Genomic DNA, 16631 nt, shown 5'->3' with positions numbered 1-16631 from the left:
ATGACCTCCAGGCTTCGCCCCGTGCAGCCGGGCCGCACTACCCTGGTGGCCGTGCTTGATATCGGCTCGACCAAGATCTGTTGCGTCATCGCGCGGTTGACCCCGCGCCCCGAGGGCAAGTCGCTCAAGGGTCGCACCCATCAGGCCGAGGTCATCGGCTTTGGCTATGGCCCGTCATCGGGCGTCAAGAGCGGCGTGGTCAGCGATATCGAAAAGGCCGAGCACGCGATCCGCTCGGTTGTCGGCATGGCCGAACGTGCTGCCGGGTTGACGCTGGAATCCGTCATCGTCAACGTCACTGCCGGCCGGCTTGGTTCGGAAACCTTCTCCGCCACGGTGTCGCTGGGCGGGCAGGAAGTGGAAAAAACCGACCTGCATCGCGTGCTTCGCGCCGTCAATGAACGCAGCGTGCGCCCCGAACGGTCGATCATTCATGCGCTGCCGATCGGCTATTCGCTGGACGGGCAGAAGGGCATTCGTGATCCCAAGGGCATGGTGGGCGACAAGCTCGGCGTCGATGTTGCCGTGGTCAGCTCGGAAACGCTGGCGATGCGCAATCTGGAACTGGTGCTGCATCGCTGCCATCTGCAGATCGAGGCGCTGATTGCGACCCCTTATGCCAGCGGGCTTGCGACGCTGGTCGATGATGAAGCCCAGCTTGGCGTTGCCTGCATCGATTTTGGTGGCGCCACCACCACTGTGTCGGTGTTTAACGAAGGCCACCTTTGCTATGTCGACGCGATCGCCATTGGTGGGCATCACCTGACCCTTGATATCGCGCGGCAGCTTTCGGTCAGCGTCGCCGATGCCGAGCGGATCAAGACCTTTTACGGCAGCGTGCTGCCCGGACAGGCCGATGAGCGCGACATGATCTCGATTCAGCCCGTCGGCGCCACGCATGACGAGGCGCCGGGGCAGGTGGCCCGTTCGGTGCTGACCCGCATCATGCGTCCGCGCATCGAAGAAGTTCTCACCGCCATCCGCGATCGCATGCAGGCGACCGGCATGATGGACGTTTGCGGGCGCCGGTTCGTGTTGACCGGTGGCGCCAGCGAAATGACCGGCCTGCCCGAAGTTGCGCGTCGCGTGCTCGCCCGCAATGTGCGCAATGGCCGCCCGATGGGGATTGCCGGTCTGCCCGAGATGGCCAAGGGCGCGGCCTTTGCCGCCGTGGCCGGGATGCTGATCTATCCGCAGGTGTGCTCTCACGAATATGCCGAGCCACGCGGGGTCAGCAAACTAACCGGCACCGATGGCTATTTTGCCCGCGTCGGCAGCTGGCTCAAGACCAGTTTTTGAGAAGACTAAGACAAAGCCCCTCATCCGCCCTTCGGGCACCCTCGGGTCAAGCCCGAGGGCAGGCTCGTCTCCCGCAAGGGGAGAAGGGTGACGACTGATGGCTCTCGGCTTTACCAAGCCCGCCCGGCTTCCTCACCTAGCGTCAGCGCCAACCGCTTCCGCGTAGCGGCCTCGAATGCTTCGGGCCACTCGATGCCCAGCCGTTTCGCCATCGCTCTGGCCCGCGGCATGAAGGCGCGGGCCAGAGCGAAATTGGCTTCGATCAGTTCGTCGCGCTGAGGTTTGGGATAGGGCAGGGACCGCAACAGGTCCATCTGCTCGGGCGAGAGCAGCTTGGACTGGTGCAGTATGCCACCGGGGTCGGGCGCGCTGACATCCTGCATCAGCAGCGTTTCCAAATGTCCGCGCATCATACCGACGCCCAGCACCATGGTCACATATTCCCCGCGCCCGGCGCCGACGGGTAGCAGTCCCAACATGCGGATGAATTCGTGGATGAGGTAGCGCACCGTCCCTGCGTCGGGATGCCTGGGCGGCAGTGCGTCCGGCAGTTGATTATAGATGCCATCGCGGTCGATCAGCGGCTTGACGGTATTTTTCGCCCGCCGGCCAAAATCCTTGGCCGTGCCGATCGTCAGGTCACACCGCAGCCACTCCTCGGAGATGGCATTGAGCACGATCACGCCACGCGGTAATTCCTGCCAGAACACGATGGGCGTAATTGCATGCAGCGCCGTGCGCCAGTGGTCGGCAACATGGCGCTCCTCGCCCTCGGCGACCACAGCGATAAGATCTACATCGCTCCAGGCGTCGGCGGTGCCGCGGCCAAAGCTGCCGGCAAGAAACAGGCCGCGCACGGCTTCGATATCCATCGGTTGTTTGATCGCCGCGATTAGCTGCTGCTGGTTCATCGTTTTCTCCCAGGCGGTGCCACTCTAGCAGAGCGCCGCCGAAGCGGAAGACTTCGCGCCCAGCGCAAGGCATGGCGGCGGCGATCCCATTGCAGAACCACGCGGTGACCGTGGTTAATGGGACCTTATCAACGATCCCGGAATCCTCGCAAATTGCGATCACGTTAAGTGAAATGGCGCAATTGTTAGGGTGGAGTTAACGAATGGAAGCGTAAATCTTAAGCAATCACGCCACCTATGGGGCCTTTAATGACCATCAATTTGACCATCCCGGATATTCAGGAACTCAAGCCCCGCATCACCGTTTTCGGTTGTGGCGGTGCTGGCGGCAACGCCGTCAACAACATGATTGAATCCGGCCTGGACGGCGTCGATTTCGTGGTCGCCAATACCGATGCGCAGGCGTTGGCGCTCTCCAAGGCCCCTCGCATCATTCAGCTCGGCGTCGGTGTTACCGAAGGCCTCGGCGCCGGTTCGCACCCAGAAGTCGGTCGTGCGGCAGCCGAAGAAAGCTGGGACGAAATCAACGATCACCTCTCTGGCTCGCACATGGTGTTCATCACCGCGGGCATGGGCGGCGGCACCGGCACCGGCGCTGCTCCGGTGGTCGCGCGTGCTGCCCGGGAGCAGGGCATCCTGACTGTTGGCGTCGTCACCAAGCCATTCTCCTTCGAAGGCAATCGCCGCCAGCGTCTGGCCGAAGAGGGCATCGATGAGCTGCATCGCCATGTCGATACGCTGATCGTCATTCCGAACCAGAACCTGTTCCGCGTCGCCAACGAAAAGACCACCTTTGCCGACGCGTTCGCGATGGCCGACCAGGTGCTGTTCTCCGGCGTCGCCTGCATTACCGATCTGATGGTCAAGGAAGGCCTGATCAACCTCGATTTCGCCGACGTGCGCGCCGTGATGCGCGGCATGGGCAAGGCGATGATGGGGACTGGCGAAGCATCGGGCGAAGATCGTGCCCGTCACGCCGCCGAAGCTGCCATCGCCAATCCGCTGCTTGATGACGTCTCGATGCAGGGGGCTCGTGGCCTGTTGATCTCGATCACTGGCGGTCCGGACCTGACGCTTTATGAAGTCGACGAAGCGGCCAGCCGCATCCGCGAGGAAGTCGATCCCGATGCCAACATCATCCTTGGCGCGACCTATGATCCGAGCCTGACCGGCACGATCCGCGTCTCCGTTGTTGCCACCGGCACCGACGCAACCATGGTGCAGGCGCTTGAGCCCGCCAAGCCGCATGCTTCGCGCACGCCGCTCTCGGTCAAGCGCCACGTTCCGGTCGAGCCGACCCATCGCGGTGCTCATGCTGCCGCCACTCAGGCGGTGCAGCAGCAGATCGAAAGCCAGGTTGAGGCGGCGGTCGCTGAAGCGATCACCTATGAGAGCTTTACGCCCAGCCTGCAGCACGAAGACGACGGCATTTATGTAGAGCCTTATACCCCTTCGGCATTCGCCCATGGGGCCGCCGAAGAGCCGACTCACCACGACGAACCACCGGTTCCAAGTGTCTATGTGCCCTCAAATGCGGCTCGCCCAGAGGGTCAGCGCCGCATGCCGCGCACCGAGGAGCTGCCGATTGTTGCCCGCCGGTCACAGGAGTCGCAGGAACGACACGATGTCGAGCCGCGCAATGCTCGTGCGCTGTTCAAGCGCCTTGCCTCCAATGTCGGGATCAATCTGGGTCAGCCCGACCCGATCGCGCAGGATGAAACCAGTTATACTGTCGCCGATGACAACGCTGCCCGCAGTGCCATTGAAGCAAGCGGCGCAAGGACTTCCCGGGCTCCCCAGTCTCAAGAAGGCGCTCATGGCAATCTCGATGCGCAGGGCCGCCAGCCGGCGCCCGCACCGCAGAAGGAACACCTGGAAATTCCGGCATTCCTGCGTAAACACGGTTAAAGCCGTCCTCGCTAAATAGTGAAACATTGCTCGGTGCGGCTTTCGCACCGAGTTTTTTTTGAGTAAGACCTTAGTGGGACTTGGGTCGGGCCGGGCTGGAGTAATTTCGAGTATGCATAAATTGTCCACGCGTCAGCGCACCCTCGCCGCTTCGCTTACGTTTAGCGGCTATGGTGTTCACAGCGGTCAACCGGTCACTCTGACTATCGGACCCGCTCCAGCAGACAGTGGATTTCTGATATGTCGAGAATTGGGCGACAGCCGCAAGACGGTGCCGGTGCCGGTGCATTTCTCCCGCATTACCCGCACGACGCTCTGCACCACGCTTGATCTGGGCGACAGCGTCAGCGTTGCCACCATAGAACACGTGACCTCGGCCCTCAGCGGCATGGGCGTCGACAATGCCCTGATCAGCCTTGATGGCGGCGAATGTCCGATTCTGGATGGCAGCGCCCGCCCGTTTGTCGAGGGCATTGTCAGCGTCGGGCTCGATATCCAGCCGGCGCAGCGCAAATATATCAAGATCATGCGCGCCGTGACCGTGCGCAACAACGACGCTTTCGCGGCGCTTGAACCCTATAATGGCCGTTCGCTCGATCTCGAGATCGATTTCGACAGCAAGGTCATCGGCCGTCAGCGGATGATTTTCGATTGGTCGCCACGCCGCTATTTTGAAGATGTGTCAGCGGCCCGCACCTTCGGTTTCGTGCGCGACGCCAAGGTGCTGCGCCAGGCCGGCTATGCGCTGGGCTCCAGCCTCGACAACTCGATTACCGTGCATGAGGATCGTATCCTCAATCCTGGCGGCCTGCGTTTCGAAGACGAATTTGTCCGCCACAAGCTGCTGGATGCGATTGGCGATCTGTCGCTGGGTGGCCTGCCGATCTATGGCCGCTTCCGCTCCTATAAAGGTGGCCATGCGCTGAACGCCCATGTGCTGACAGGTCTCTTTTCCAGCGATGCCAATTATGAAATAGTGTCGGCAGAGGATCTGCCGCTGGAATTCACCGCCCTTGACGATCTGCCGGACGGTTTGGCGGTCAATCCCTATCTGCGGTCGGTCCGCTCCTAATTCGGGTTGGCGCCAGGCGGCCACAGTTTTGATCCAATTTCTATCTAGTCCGCATGCTGCATGCAGGACTTAAAGGGGCGGGCAGTTCGTGACATTTGACGCATTTGGTACATTGACCAGCCGGGCCGCCCGGTTCTTTGCCGTCGCCATGGTGGCGCTCGCCCTTGCGGGTTGCGCCGGGTTCAATCTGTTCGCGCCGCCCAAGATCAGGGACGAAGTGATCGTTCCGCCCGAGGCGCTGTATCAGCAGGCGCTGGACGACATGGACGGGCAGCGCTACGCCAGCGCCGTCAAGATGCTGGAGAAGCTGGACCGCCAGCATCCGACCTCGCCGCTGACCGAAAAATCCAAGCTGATGCAGGTTTATGCCAATTACCAGGTCGGCAAGTTCGACCAGTCCATTCTGGCGGCCGATCGCTTCATGGCGGTCTATCCGTCGGGCAAGGATGTGCCCTATGTGCTGTATCTGAAGGGCATGTCCTACTTCAACCAGATCAAGGACATCACCCGCGACCAGCAGTTGTCCAAGGACGCAATCGAGACCTTCAGCCTGCTGATCAACAATTATCCGAAGTCCGACTATGCCAAGGACGCCAAGGAAAAGCTGATCGTTGCCTATGACCAGCTCGCCGGCAAGGAAATGTCGGTTGGCCGCTACTATCTGGGCAATGGGCAGTATGCTGCAGCGATCAACCGGTTCCGCACCGTGGTCGAGCAGTATCAGACCTCGACCCATATCGAAGAAGCGCTGTTCCGCCTGACTGAAGCCAATCTGTCGCTTGGCCTGATCAGCGAAGCGCGCACTGCCGCCGCGGTGCTTGGCAACAATTACCCGTCGAGCTCCTGGTATAAGGAAGCGTTCGATTTGCTGGCCAAGCAGGGCCTGTCGCCCGAAGTAGCCCCAGGCAGCCCGCTGGCGGCACAGATCAAGAAATAACGCAATATTTTGTTGCTTGTTTGTTCACGGGTGCGCTAGCTTGCTGGCGCACCCGAACTCTTTGGTCGGTCCGTGTCCGAATGCTGTGCGCCCGCCGGTTTCCGGCTTTCGTCGGCCTGATGCAGTGGTTACAACCAAGTCCGGTGCGGACGAACAACTGGCTTAGGATCACTCCGGAATGCTGAATGCGCTTTCCGTTCGGAATATCGTCCTGATCGATCAGCTCGATCTCGCGCTCGACAAGGGCATGACCGTGCTGACCGGCGAGACCGGCGCCGGCAAGTCCATCCTGCTCGACGCCCTGACCCTGGCGCTGGGTGGGCGCGGCGATGCGTCGCTGGTGCGCAGTGGCCATGACAGCGGGCAGGTGGTGGCGGTGTTGCAACTGGCGGCCGATCATCCGGCGCGCGCCGCGTTGCGCGACAATGCCATTCCCGATGATGAAGACATCATTCTGCGCCGCGTCCAGTTTGCCGATGGGCGGACGCGGGCTTTCATCAATGACCAGCCGGTGTCGGCGGCGCTGTTGCAGCGGATCGGCTCGCAGGTGGTGGAAATCCACGGCCAGCACGATGACCGGGCGCTGGTCGATGTCGCAACGCACCGCGCGGCGCTGGATGCCTTTGGCGGTCTGGAGGCCAAGGGGCAGGCCTTGCGCGACACCTGGCAGGACCTGGTCGACGCACTGGAAGCGGTTACTGACCAGAAGGCGCTGGTCGCTGGCGCCTTGGCCAAGGAAGACTATGCGCGGCACACCGTCGATGAACTGGCGCTGCTGGCGCCTGTCGCGGGCGAAGAAGACGAATTGGCCGAACGCCGGCAGGTGTTGATGCAGATCGAAAAATCGGCATCCGATGTTGCCGAAACCGATGAATTGCTCAACGGCGCCACGGCGCCCGGACCGGCGCTGTCCAGCTTGATGCGCCGCCTGATGCGCAAGATCGATGGCGGTGCGGTGTTGTTCCAGCCCATCGTTGATGGCCTGGACGCAACGCTGGTGGCGCTGGACACGACATCGGATGCGCTCGAGGCGCTGAAGCGCGAGATGGCTTATGATCCGGCCGAACTGGAACGGGTAGAGGAACGGCTGTTTGCCCTGCGCGCTGCCGCTCGCAAGCACCAGACCAGTTGCGACGGGCTGGCCGAGGTTCTGGGGCGTTATCGAGCCGATCTCGACATGCTGCAAAGCGGGGAAAGCCGGCTGGAGGCGCTGGAAGCTGCGGCGGCCAAGGCGATGGAGAAGTATAAAACCCTGGCCAAGGGCCTGAGCGAGGCGCGGGCCAAATCCGCGCTGGCGCTGGGCAAGGCGGTCGGGCTGGAACTGCCAGATCTCAAGCTCGGCGCGGCCAAATTCATCGTCGATCACCAGATCGATCCGACCAAGGTGGCCAGTTCCGGCTTCGACCAGATTGCCTTTCATGTGCAGACCAATCCCGGCACCGCGGCAGGGCCGCTGCTCAAGGTCGCGTCGGGCGGCGAATTGTCCCGGTTCTTGTTGGCGCTCAAGGTGGTGCTGGCGGATCGTGGTTCGGCGCCGGTTTTGATCTTTGACGAAATCGACACCGGCGTTGGTGGGGCGGTGGCCGATGCCATCGGGCGGCGGCTGGCGCGATTGGCTGACAAGGTCCAGGTGTTGGCGGTGACGCATGCGCCACAGGTGGCGGCACGGGCGCAGCGGCATCTGCTGATCGAAAAGCAGGCGGTCAATGAGGGCGCGTTCGTGCGTACCCATGTCAAACCGCTCGATGCGCCCGCGCGGCGTGAGGAAGTTGCACGCATGCTGGCGGGTGCGACGGTAACCGAGGAGGCGCGCGCAGCGGCCTCCAAGCTGATGAGCGACGTGTACTAGCCGCCGCTGCGACAGACTACCAAACAGTGTGAGCGTTATCGTGACCGACTTTTCGAACAAGCCAATCGGGGATTTGAGCGAGGACGAGGCGCGCATCGAACTGGCGCGACTGGCTGAGGCCATTGCGCAGGCCGATATCGCCTATCACCAGAACGACGCGCCTGACCTGACCGACGCCGAGTATGATGCGCTGCGCATCCGCAATGGCGCGCTTGAAGAGCTGTTTCCCAATCTGGTGCGCGACGACAGCCCGTCGCAATCGGTGGGTGCTGCGCCTGCCGAAGGCTTTGCCAAGGTCCGCCATGCGGTGCCGATGCTGAGCCTTGCCAAGGCCTATACCGATCAGGACGTGGTGGATTTCATCCAGCGCGGCCAACGCTTTTTCGAGCGTGACAAGGACCTGGAGATCAGCTTCACCGCCGAGCCCAAGATCGACGGGTTGTCGGCGTCGCTGCTCTATGAAAACGGCGTATTCGTGCGCGGCGCGACGCGCGGGGACGGGACGGTGGGCGAGGACATCACCGCCAATCTTAAAACTATCACCGATATTCCGCACCAGCTCACAGGCTCGGGCTGGCCGCAGACCATCGAAATCCGGGGCGAGGTCTATATGTCCTATGCCGAGTTTCAGGCGCTCAAGGCGCGCTCGGCCGCGGCAGGGGGGCAAGATTATGTCAATCCGCGCAATACCGCTGCCGGGTCGCTGCGCCAGAAGGACGCCTCGATCACCGCCAGCCGCAATCTCAAGTTCTTCGCCTATGCCTGGGGCTTTACCACCCAGGACCCGGCGCCGACCCAGTATGATGCCGTGCAGAAGTTCGCCGAGTGGGGCTTCAAGGTCAGCCCGCTGATGGTGCGGGCCAAATCGGTCGAGGAACTGATCGAGCGCTACAAGCTGATCGAAGCGCAGCGCGCCTCGCTGGGCTACGATATCGACGGCGTGGTCTATAAGGTCGACCAGCTCGACCTGCAGCGCCGCTGGGGCTTCGTGACCAGCGAGCCGCGCTGGGCCATTGCCCACAAGTTTCCGGCCGAGCAGGCCACTACGGTGGTCAAGAAGATCGATATCCAGGTTGGTCGCACCGGCACGCTGGCTCCTGTGGCGCGGCTGGCGCCGGTGACCGTGGGTGGTGTGGTGGTGGAAAACGTCACGCTGCATAACGAGGACTATATCAAGGGCGTGGACAGCACCGGGCTGCCCATACGGGGCGATGAGCCGATCGATGTACGCATCGGCGATACGGTAGTCATCCAGCGTGCTGGCGACGTCATTCCGCAGATCGTCCGCGTGCTGCTGGAGAAACGTCCTGCGGATGCTGTGCCGTATGAATTTCCGCATGTCTGCCCGGTCTGTGGTTCGCCGGCGACGCGCGAACTCAATGAAAAGACCGGCAAGGAGGACTCGCGCCGCCGTTGCACCGGCGAATTGATCTGCGCGGCGCAGGCGGTCGAGCGGCTGCGCCATTTCGTGTCGCGCGGGGCGATGGATATCGAAGGGCTGGGAGCGGAAAACATCGACCTGTTCTTCAATGCCGGGCTGGTCAAAACCGCCGCCGATATATTTACCCTCAAGGATCGTCGCGCCGATGTGCAACGGGCGCTGGCCGAGCGCCGCGAGGAACAGGCAAAAGTGCGCGAAGCAGCGTCGGGCAAGACGCGCAAGACTATGCGTGGCGTCGAAGACCGCAATTACGAGGGCCTCGACAAGCTGTTTGCCGCCATCGACGCGCGGCGTGAGCCGGAACTGGATCGGTTCATTTTTGCGCTGGGTATCCGCCATATCGGCGAAACTACCGGCGCGGTGCTGGCGCGGACGTTCTCGACCATCGAGGAACTGGTTCGGGTCGGCAAGGAAACCGCCAGGGCCGAAGACCCGCAGGCGGCGTTCCCGTCGGTGGATGGCATTGGCAGTACAGTGATCGAGGCGCTGGTCGATTTCTTCGGCAATGAGCGCAATGACGACGTGCTGGATGCGCTGTTGCTGCAGGTGCATCCCAAGCCCTATGTGCTTAATGTCTCGGCCACCAGCGAAGTGGCGGGAAAAACCGTGGTGTTCACCGGTTCGCTCGAAAAAATGTCACGATCGGAGGCCAAGGCTATGGCCGAACGGCTGGGGGCCAAGGTTGCCGGATCGGTTTCGGCGGCCACCGATATTCTGGTCGCCGGGCCCGGTGCCGGATCGAAGCTGAAAAAGGCCGAGGAGGCCGGCGTATTGGTGATCACCGAGGATCAATGGTTTGAGCTGATCGCCAAATAGCAGCGCCACAGGCGCGAGGGGGACGCATGCGCATTCTGACGCTTGGACTGGCTGCGTGCCTTGCCGCACTGCCGATCTCGACCCATGCAAGCGAAGCTGGCGACCTGCTGCGCGACAGCCTTTATGCTGGCAAGTTTGAAGCCGGCCTTGCCAAGCTGGCGCAATTTCCAGCCGATGATACCGAGGCTCAGTTCGGGCAGGGGGTGCTCACTCTGTCGCTGGGCCTAGAGGGGCTGGTGCAGGACCTCTATCGCTATGGCGCCACGGCGCCCGATACCAGTTTTGCCGCGATGTTTTTCGGTGGCGGCGGGCCGGCTGCCGAGCCGGCCAATCCTGATCCGGAAAAGCTGACCTACGCGGCGTTCCGGACTGTGCTCAGCCGGTTTGTGCAGAAGATGGATGCGGCCAAGGTGTTGCTGGAAGCAGGCGGCGCGTCGGGGGATTATGTCACCACCATCGACCCCCTGCTGATCCGTATCGATCTTGACGGTGATGGCAAAGCGGAAGAGTCTGAAAGCCTTGGCAACTATCTGGCACCGTTGATGAATTTTAACGCCGACATGCCGCCGCAGATCGACGAGCCGCCGCCCTCCGGCAAGATCAAGAACAAGCACAAGCTCGATTCTACCGTGGGTCTGGACCGGGCCGACGCGCTGTGGCTGGCGGGGTATTCGCAGGTTCTGGCGGTGCAGGCCGATTTCCTGCTGGCCCATGATTTCGAACCGCTGGTGAACACCTATTTCCACCGGATTTTTCCCAAGGCCGGGTTGCCGATGCAGGGGTTCGATCATGCCGGTTCGCTGTTTGTCGATCCAACCAGCGATAGCGGCATCGCCGATGTGATCGCGGCCCTGCACAACCTCAATTTCAAGGTGATCGAGCCCGAGCGGATGGCCGGGGTGCTAGCGCGACTCAAATCGATCACCGCGTTATCGCGCCAGAACTGGCAGGCCATTCTGGCCGAGACCGATGACAACCGCGAACTGGTGCCATCGCCGAAGCAGACCTCGCTTGCCCCGGAAACCAGGGTAACCGACGAGACGGTCACCGCCTGGATGGCGACGCTTGATACGGCCGACCAGGTTCTCGACGGCAAGCTGCTGATCCCGCACTGGCGGTTCAAGCAGGGCTTTGATCTCAAGGCCTATTTCGAGACGGCGACCGAGACCGATCTGGTGATGCTGTTCACCGGCTATGGGGCGCTGCCGTTCCTGCGTGATGGCGCCATCGCCAATGCGCAGTCATTCGCTGCGGCCAACGCGGTCTTTGGCGATAATCTGTGGGCCTATGCATTCTGGTTCAACTAGGGAGGCGAGCATGCGGATATGGATGGGACTGATCGGCCTGATCCTGTTGGCCATGCCGGCAATGGCCGAGGACTTCGACAATCCCAAGGTGTTGTTGCGTGATATTTATACGCGGCTGGAAAAAGGCGAGGACCCGCCTTATGCCAATTACTTCTCCGATAGCCTGATGGCGCTGATGAACGCCAATGACGCGCGCATTGCAGCCGGGGAAGAGGATGCGCTGGACTTTGATCCGCTCAGCAATTCGCAGGACCCGGCAGGTCTCAAGGCCACGGTGGGCGAGCCGGTTGTAGAGGGGGTCCACGCCACTGGCGATGTGACGCTCACCGCCTTGCAGCACCAGGTTTTGCATTATGACCTGATAAAACAGGCGAATGGCTGGAAGGTCGATGATATTCATATCGATGACGACAGCGAGGGGGCAGGCTGGCGCCTCAGCGAATTGCTGGCCACCGACCCGCTGATGAACTGATGGTTTGGGAGAAACCGATGCGTTTGATGACTATTGTTGCAGCACTGGTGCTGAGCTTTTCCTCGGCGGCGATGGCGGCAAGCTACGATACGCCCGAGGCGATGCTGAACGCGTTTTACGCGCCCTATCTGGCCAATAGTATTCCAGAAGACGAAGAATCGTTCCGCTCGCAGGCGTTGCAGGCGCTGTACGATGCCGATGCAGCGGCAACGCCTGAAGGCGAAATGGGCGCGCTGGATTTTGATCCCTTCATCAATGGCCAGGATTGGACGCTGACCGACTTCAAGATCGGCAAAGCCAAGATTTCAGGTGACACGGCCAAGGTGCAGGTCACCTTCAACAACTTCGATACGCCCACCGTGCTGGTCTATGATCTGGTCAATGAAGGTGGCTGGAAAATCGATGATGTCGTCTCCACCGATGGCGATGTACAATATTCGCTGGTCGAGATTTTCAACAATGGCGGCGAAGCCGAATAGCTCTGCGGGCGGCCGGGTTACCAAACTTTAAGCCGGTCGCCGCAATCCTGCCACGCGCCGGGCAAATTTGCGCCGCCGCTGCCAAGCAAGGTCTGGATCGAGAATGAGGGCAGACTCGATGCGAAAATTGCTACCGGCACTGCTGGTTCTGCTGGTTCTGCCGGCTCTGGTTTCTACCGGCCATGCCGCCGAAACCTATCCCGACCCCAAGGCTTTGGTGACGGCGATCTATGCCGCCTATCAGCCGGGCCAGTTCCCGCCAGATCCGGCCCAGTTCTATTCGGTGCGGCTGGCCGGCCTTGTCGCCCAGCATCAGGAAAGCGCCATTGCCGAAAGCGCGTCGACCACGGCGGTCGACAATGTGCCACCGGCAGCGCCGCTTAATCCGTTCCTACCCGATAAAAGCGCGTTGATCTCCGGCCTCGTCATCGGCGAGCCAACCCAGATCGGCGATACGGCGCTGATCAATGTCAGCTACCACAATTTCGACCAGCCCCGCCTGCTCAGCATTGCGCTGGTGCAGGATGGCGATGCCGGCTGGAAAGTCGACGACGTCGCCTCCGTCGGCCATGACGAACATTGGCTGCTGTCCTGGGTGCTGACGTATGATCCGCAGGGCTTTTAGCCTATTGGCGCCGTCGCCAGCTTCAGCCAGTTGCGCACCGGGCCGGTGACCAGCGGCCCGATCTCGGTCCAGACGCGGGCGTGATAGGCATTGAGCCAATCGCGTTCGGCGGGCACGAGCAGGGTAGTGTCGATCAGGCGCGTATCGATCGGCACCAGTGTCAGGGTTTCGAAATCAAGATAACTCGCTGCGACCGGGCTTTGCTGCACGACGATCAGGTTTTCGATGCGGATGCCGTATTCGCCGGCTTTGTAAAAGCCCGGCTCATTGGAGAGGATCATTCCGGCCTCCAGTGGCAGCGTATAGCGCGGCGAAATGCCCGTCGGACCTTCATGCACCGACAGGAATGCCCCAACGCCGTGGCCAGTGCCGTGGGTATAGGTCTGGCCGATCTGCCATAGATGCTGGCGCGCCAGCGTATCCAGTTGCGCGCCCGAGGTGCCTTTGGGGAAGCGGGCGGTGGCGATGCCGATCATTCCCTTGAGCACACGGGTAAAGCGGTCGCGCTGTTCCGGCGTCGATGCGCCGGTCGACATGGTGCGGGTGATGTCGGTGGTGCCGCTCAGATATTGCGCGCCGCTATCGAGCAGCATGATTTCGCCAGAGGCGAGTGCGCGGTCGGTCTTGGTGGTAACACGATAATGCACAATGGCTCCATTGGCCCCGGCACCGGAAATGGTGTCGAAACTGGCATCGACGCAGGTCTCTTCCTCTCGCCGGAACGCCTCAAGCGCGGTGACGATGCCGATTTCGGTCAGCGTGCCGGCTGGCGCTTGCTGGTCAAACCAGTGCAGGAATTTGGCCAGCGCAATGGCGTCCAGCTTGTGGGCTTCGCGCATGCCGGAAATTTCGGCGTCGTTCTTGCGCGATTTGGGCAGCAGCACCGGATCGCGCTTTTCCAGCAGCTTGGCGCCGGCGGTGGTGAGGGCCTTGGCAATCGCCTCTGGGGCGCTGGCCGGATCGATAAGCACGGTTTTGCCACCCAGTGCGGTCAAGGCCGGCGTCAGCGTTTTGGCATCGGCAACGATGGCGATGCCCTGAAGCCGGTTGACCAGTTCAGGCGTGATCTTGGCGGCATCGAGATAGAGCACCGGCAGGCCGCTGCTGGGCACGATGGCAAAGCCCAGCACGAACGGCGTGTTGGGCACGTCGCGGCCGCGCATGTTGAGCAGCCAGCAAATCGATTCGGGCAGGGTGAGCACAGTGGCATCGGCCTTGTCGGCCAGCAGCGCCGCCTGCAGATCGGCAATCTTGGCGCTGGTGGCCTTGCCGGCGCGATTGTCGCCGAGAAATTCGATGGTCGAAACCGGCGCGCCCGGACGGTCGGGCCAGATGGCGTCGACCAGATTGGGTGAAGCAACCAGCGTGGCCTTGCCTGCCAGCTTTTCAGTCAAATCCTTGATTTCGCCCGGCGTATGCAGCCAAGCGTCGTAACCGATCTTGCCGCCCTCCCGCACGTAATTGCCGATCTCGGCGGAAAGTCCGCCCTGCAGGGTTTCATGGATGGTGACCAGGGTGGTGTCGGTCTGGGCCGGCGCCTGCAGCGTGTAGCGGCTGTCGATGAACAGCCCGGCCTTTTCCACCCCGACAATGGCAATGCCCGCCGAGCCGGTGAAGCCGGTGACATAGGCCAGCCGCGCTTCGCCGGGGGGCACCGATTCGCCGCGATGCGCATCAGCCCGCGGGATCAGAAACGCGTCCAGCTTGGCCTTGGTGAGTTCTGCACGCAGGGCGGCGACGCGCGGCGCGACGTTTTTCGGGTCGGCGGTTTCGGAAAAACTCTGGAAGATCGCGGGCGGAAAGGACTGGCTGGTCATGAAAAACTCAAGTGAGGGCCGCTGTTGGTTTCAGTGTAACCGGTTAAAGGAGCCATGCAAAACCTGCATTGCGACAGTCCCGTGACAGCCGATTCTGACGCAGGCATTAACGAAATCGTAATTCGCCCTGCTGTCATGGCATGGCTGGATTGTCCCATCAGGGCTAACCAAAGGTTCCGCATCAGCCTAAATAGATCGTGTCGCTGGATATAGAGCGGCATCAAAGTGCATGGAGATTGAAATGACTGAAAGCAAAAACGACTTCCGCAAAGCCCTTGGGTCCGTCATCGACGCCCGTGGCCGCGAATCGAGCCGCCAGGTCAGCTATCGCATGCAGCATCAGCTGATCGGCGCATTCACCAAGCGTCCGTAACAGGCCGCTGCATTACTGCTGACGATCGCCTTGTGATCCCCGGAGCTTGCTTCGGGGATTTTATTTTGTGCTCTTTCTCAGCGCTTTTCCAGCAGCAGCGTGGTCCAATCCTTGCGCTGCAGCTTTTGCACCAGCACCATGCCCTGCCGCGAATATGCGGCGATGACGCTGGGCGCCTGGCGCTGCAGGATGCCTGACAGGATAATAGCCGCGCCGGGCTGCACGATGCGGCCCATGGCGGGGGCGAGGGCGGTCAGCGGACCGGCCAGAATATTGGCCACCACCAGATCATAGGGCGCGGCGCGATTGATGGTCAGGTGATTGACCCCGGTGGCCTCGATGGGAATGATATATTTGCCGACGCCGTTCTGGGCGGCATTCTCGGCGGTGGTTTTCACCGAAATCGGGTCGATATCGCTGGCGATGACCTGCGTTTTCAACCGCTTGGCCAGCGCGATGGCCAGCACGCCAGTGCCGGTGCCGACGTCGAGCATGCGTTGCGGGCGGGTGCGCTTGAGCACCATGTTGATGGCTTCGAGGCACCCCGTGGTGGTTTCGTGGTGGCCAGTGCCAAAGGCCTGGGCCGCATCGATCTTCATCGCCGTCAGGCCGGACGGGATTGGACCGGTTTCGTGGCTGCCATAGACGTAAAAGCCGCCGGCGATGACTGGAGGCAGGCCTTCGAGCGAGCGGGCGACCCAGTTGATCGACGGATCGATCGGGGCGACCGAAAAGTCTACAGCGCCGCCCAGCGTGGTGCGCGCCAGTTCGACAAACGCCGCCAGATCCGGCGGGCTATCGCAGGTCGCCTCGAAAAACCATTCGCCGGTCGCCTCGTTCTCATGGGCCGAAGCGGTCAGCGCCAGATCATCGCGCTCCATCACGGCATCGACCAGCTTATAGGCCTGATCCTTGGTGAGCGGGGCGGAGAGCTGATCGACGGACATGGGCGGGGCCTTTTGCACTTTGGATTGTCATTGGCCGCTGGGACGAACCAAGTCAATGCGGGGCAGGATTTTAGGTAAGCGAAAGCGCCGGGGCGGCGTGCTTGCCGCGCGGACTTTAGGATGCGCAGTTGGGGGATTGCGGCGCAACGTGGCACCTTCTGGGGCCAGGCGGAAACGTGGCTGCCGGCGTCGGACCGCCAGTTGGCAACAGATCCCGGCCGTTTGCGAGGGCCGGTCGAGACCTGTGGTTTGCTTGTTCAGGCAGACTTGTCGACTACGGCGCCCATGCCAGCAGGAGCCGGAGCAGCCGCGGGAAGGTCGTCGGAGTCGTGATCGTTCACGCCAGCCGCCTCGGCCGGACGGGCGGGTGCGGCGGTC

At 61.9% G+C, this 16631-nt stretch carries 14 protein-coding genes; 11 read left to right on the top strand and 3 right to left on the bottom strand.

Annotation, left to right across the window (positions count from 1 at the left end; translation table 11 throughout):
- Positions 1-1299 (top strand): cell division protein FtsA, encoded by a 1299-nt coding sequence (ftsA, locus tag ABIT12_RS13370; protein WP_348040339.1) that lies wholly within the window; start codon positions 1-3, stop codon positions 1297-1299.
- 110 nt (positions 1300-1409) lie between these two features.
- Here ftsA and ABIT12_RS13365 read toward each other — a convergent pair whose 3' ends face one another.
- Complete coding sequence (locus tag ABIT12_RS13365) at positions 1410-2210, bottom strand: nucleotidyltransferase domain-containing protein (protein ID WP_348040337.1); 801 nt, start codon at positions 2208-2210, stop codon at positions 1410-1412.
- Between the two features lie 249 nt (positions 2211-2459).
- On the opposite strand from ABIT12_RS13365, the gene ftsZ reads away from it, so the two are divergent.
- The 9 genes from ftsZ to ABIT12_RS13320 all read left to right on the top strand — a co-directional run bounded on the left by ftsZ (position 2460) and on the right by ABIT12_RS13320 (position 13116).
- A complete protein-coding gene (gene ftsZ, locus ABIT12_RS13360) occupies positions 2460-4118 on the top strand; it encodes a cell division protein FtsZ (RefSeq protein ID WP_348040335.1) in 1659 nt (552 codons plus the stop codon).
- Between the two features lie 112 nt (positions 4119-4230).
- Positions 4231-5190 (top strand): UDP-3-O-acyl-N-acetylglucosamine deacetylase, encoded by a 960-nt coding sequence (gene lpxC / locus ABIT12_RS13355; RefSeq protein WP_348040333.1) that lies wholly within the window; start codon positions 4231-4233, stop codon positions 5188-5190.
- Between the two features lie 88 nt (positions 5191-5278).
- On the top strand, positions 5279-6127 hold the full coding sequence (locus tag ABIT12_RS13350; protein ID WP_348040331.1) for an outer membrane protein assembly factor BamD: 849 nt from the start codon (positions 5279-5281) through the stop codon (positions 6125-6127).
- Between the two features lie 178 nt (positions 6128-6305).
- Positions 6306-7976: a DNA repair protein RecN gene (gene recN / locus ABIT12_RS13345; RefSeq protein ID WP_348040329.1), complete on the top strand. Its 1671-nt coding sequence runs from the start codon at positions 6306-6308 to the stop codon at positions 7974-7976.
- Positions 7977-8016: 40 nt separating this feature from the next.
- A complete protein-coding gene (ligA, locus tag ABIT12_RS13340) occupies positions 8017-10233 on the top strand; it encodes an NAD-dependent DNA ligase LigA (protein ID WP_348040327.1) in 2217 nt (738 codons plus the stop codon).
- Positions 10234-10259: 26 nt separating this feature from the next.
- Entirely contained in the window at positions 10260-11540 is a 1281-nt protein-coding gene (locus ABIT12_RS13335) for a hypothetical protein (protein ID WP_348040325.1), read from the top strand.
- Between the two features lie 10 nt (positions 11541-11550).
- On the top strand, positions 11551-12012 hold the full coding sequence (locus tag ABIT12_RS13330; protein ID WP_348040323.1) for a hypothetical protein: 462 nt from the start codon (positions 11551-11553) through the stop codon (positions 12010-12012).
- Positions 12013-12029: 17 nt separating this feature from the next.
- Entirely contained in the window at positions 12030-12491 is a 462-nt protein-coding gene (locus ABIT12_RS13325; protein ID WP_348040321.1) for a DUF3828 domain-containing protein, read from the top strand.
- Positions 12492-12609: 118 nt separating this feature from the next.
- The gene (locus tag ABIT12_RS13320; protein ID WP_348040319.1) at positions 12610-13116 is read left to right on the top strand and encodes a hypothetical protein; all 507 of its coding nucleotides are present in this window, start codon (positions 12610-12612) and stop codon (positions 13114-13116) included.
- Here the strand turns inward: ABIT12_RS13320 and ABIT12_RS13315 are convergent.
- Positions 13113-14933: an aminopeptidase P family protein gene (locus ABIT12_RS13315; protein ID WP_348040317.1), complete on the bottom strand. Its 1821-nt coding sequence runs from the start codon at positions 14931-14933 to the stop codon at positions 13113-13115. The two genes, ABIT12_RS13320 and ABIT12_RS13315, sit on opposite strands and share 4 nt — an antisense overlap.
- A gap of 241 nt (positions 14934-15174) precedes the next feature.
- Here ABIT12_RS13315 and ABIT12_RS13310 point away from each other — a divergent pair, with 241 nt between their 5' ends.
- Positions 15175-15306: a hypothetical protein gene (locus ABIT12_RS13310; RefSeq protein WP_263574796.1), complete on the top strand. Its 132-nt coding sequence runs from the start codon at positions 15175-15177 to the stop codon at positions 15304-15306.
- A gap of 77 nt (positions 15307-15383) precedes the next feature.
- On the opposite strand, the gene ABIT12_RS13305 is transcribed toward ABIT12_RS13310, so the two are convergent.
- Positions 15384-16253, bottom strand: a complete 870-nt coding sequence (locus ABIT12_RS13305) for a 50S ribosomal protein L11 methyltransferase (protein ID WP_348040314.1) — start codon at positions 16251-16253, stop codon at positions 15384-15386.
- Positions 16254-16631 lie beyond the last annotated feature (378 nt).

Source organism: Devosia sp., assembly GCF_039927955.1.
Taxonomy (GTDB): Bacteria; Pseudomonadota; Alphaproteobacteria; order Rhizobiales; family Devosiaceae; genus Devosia.
Note: the sequence above shows the minus strand (reverse complement) of the source record. Positions and strands in the feature narration are given on the sequence as shown.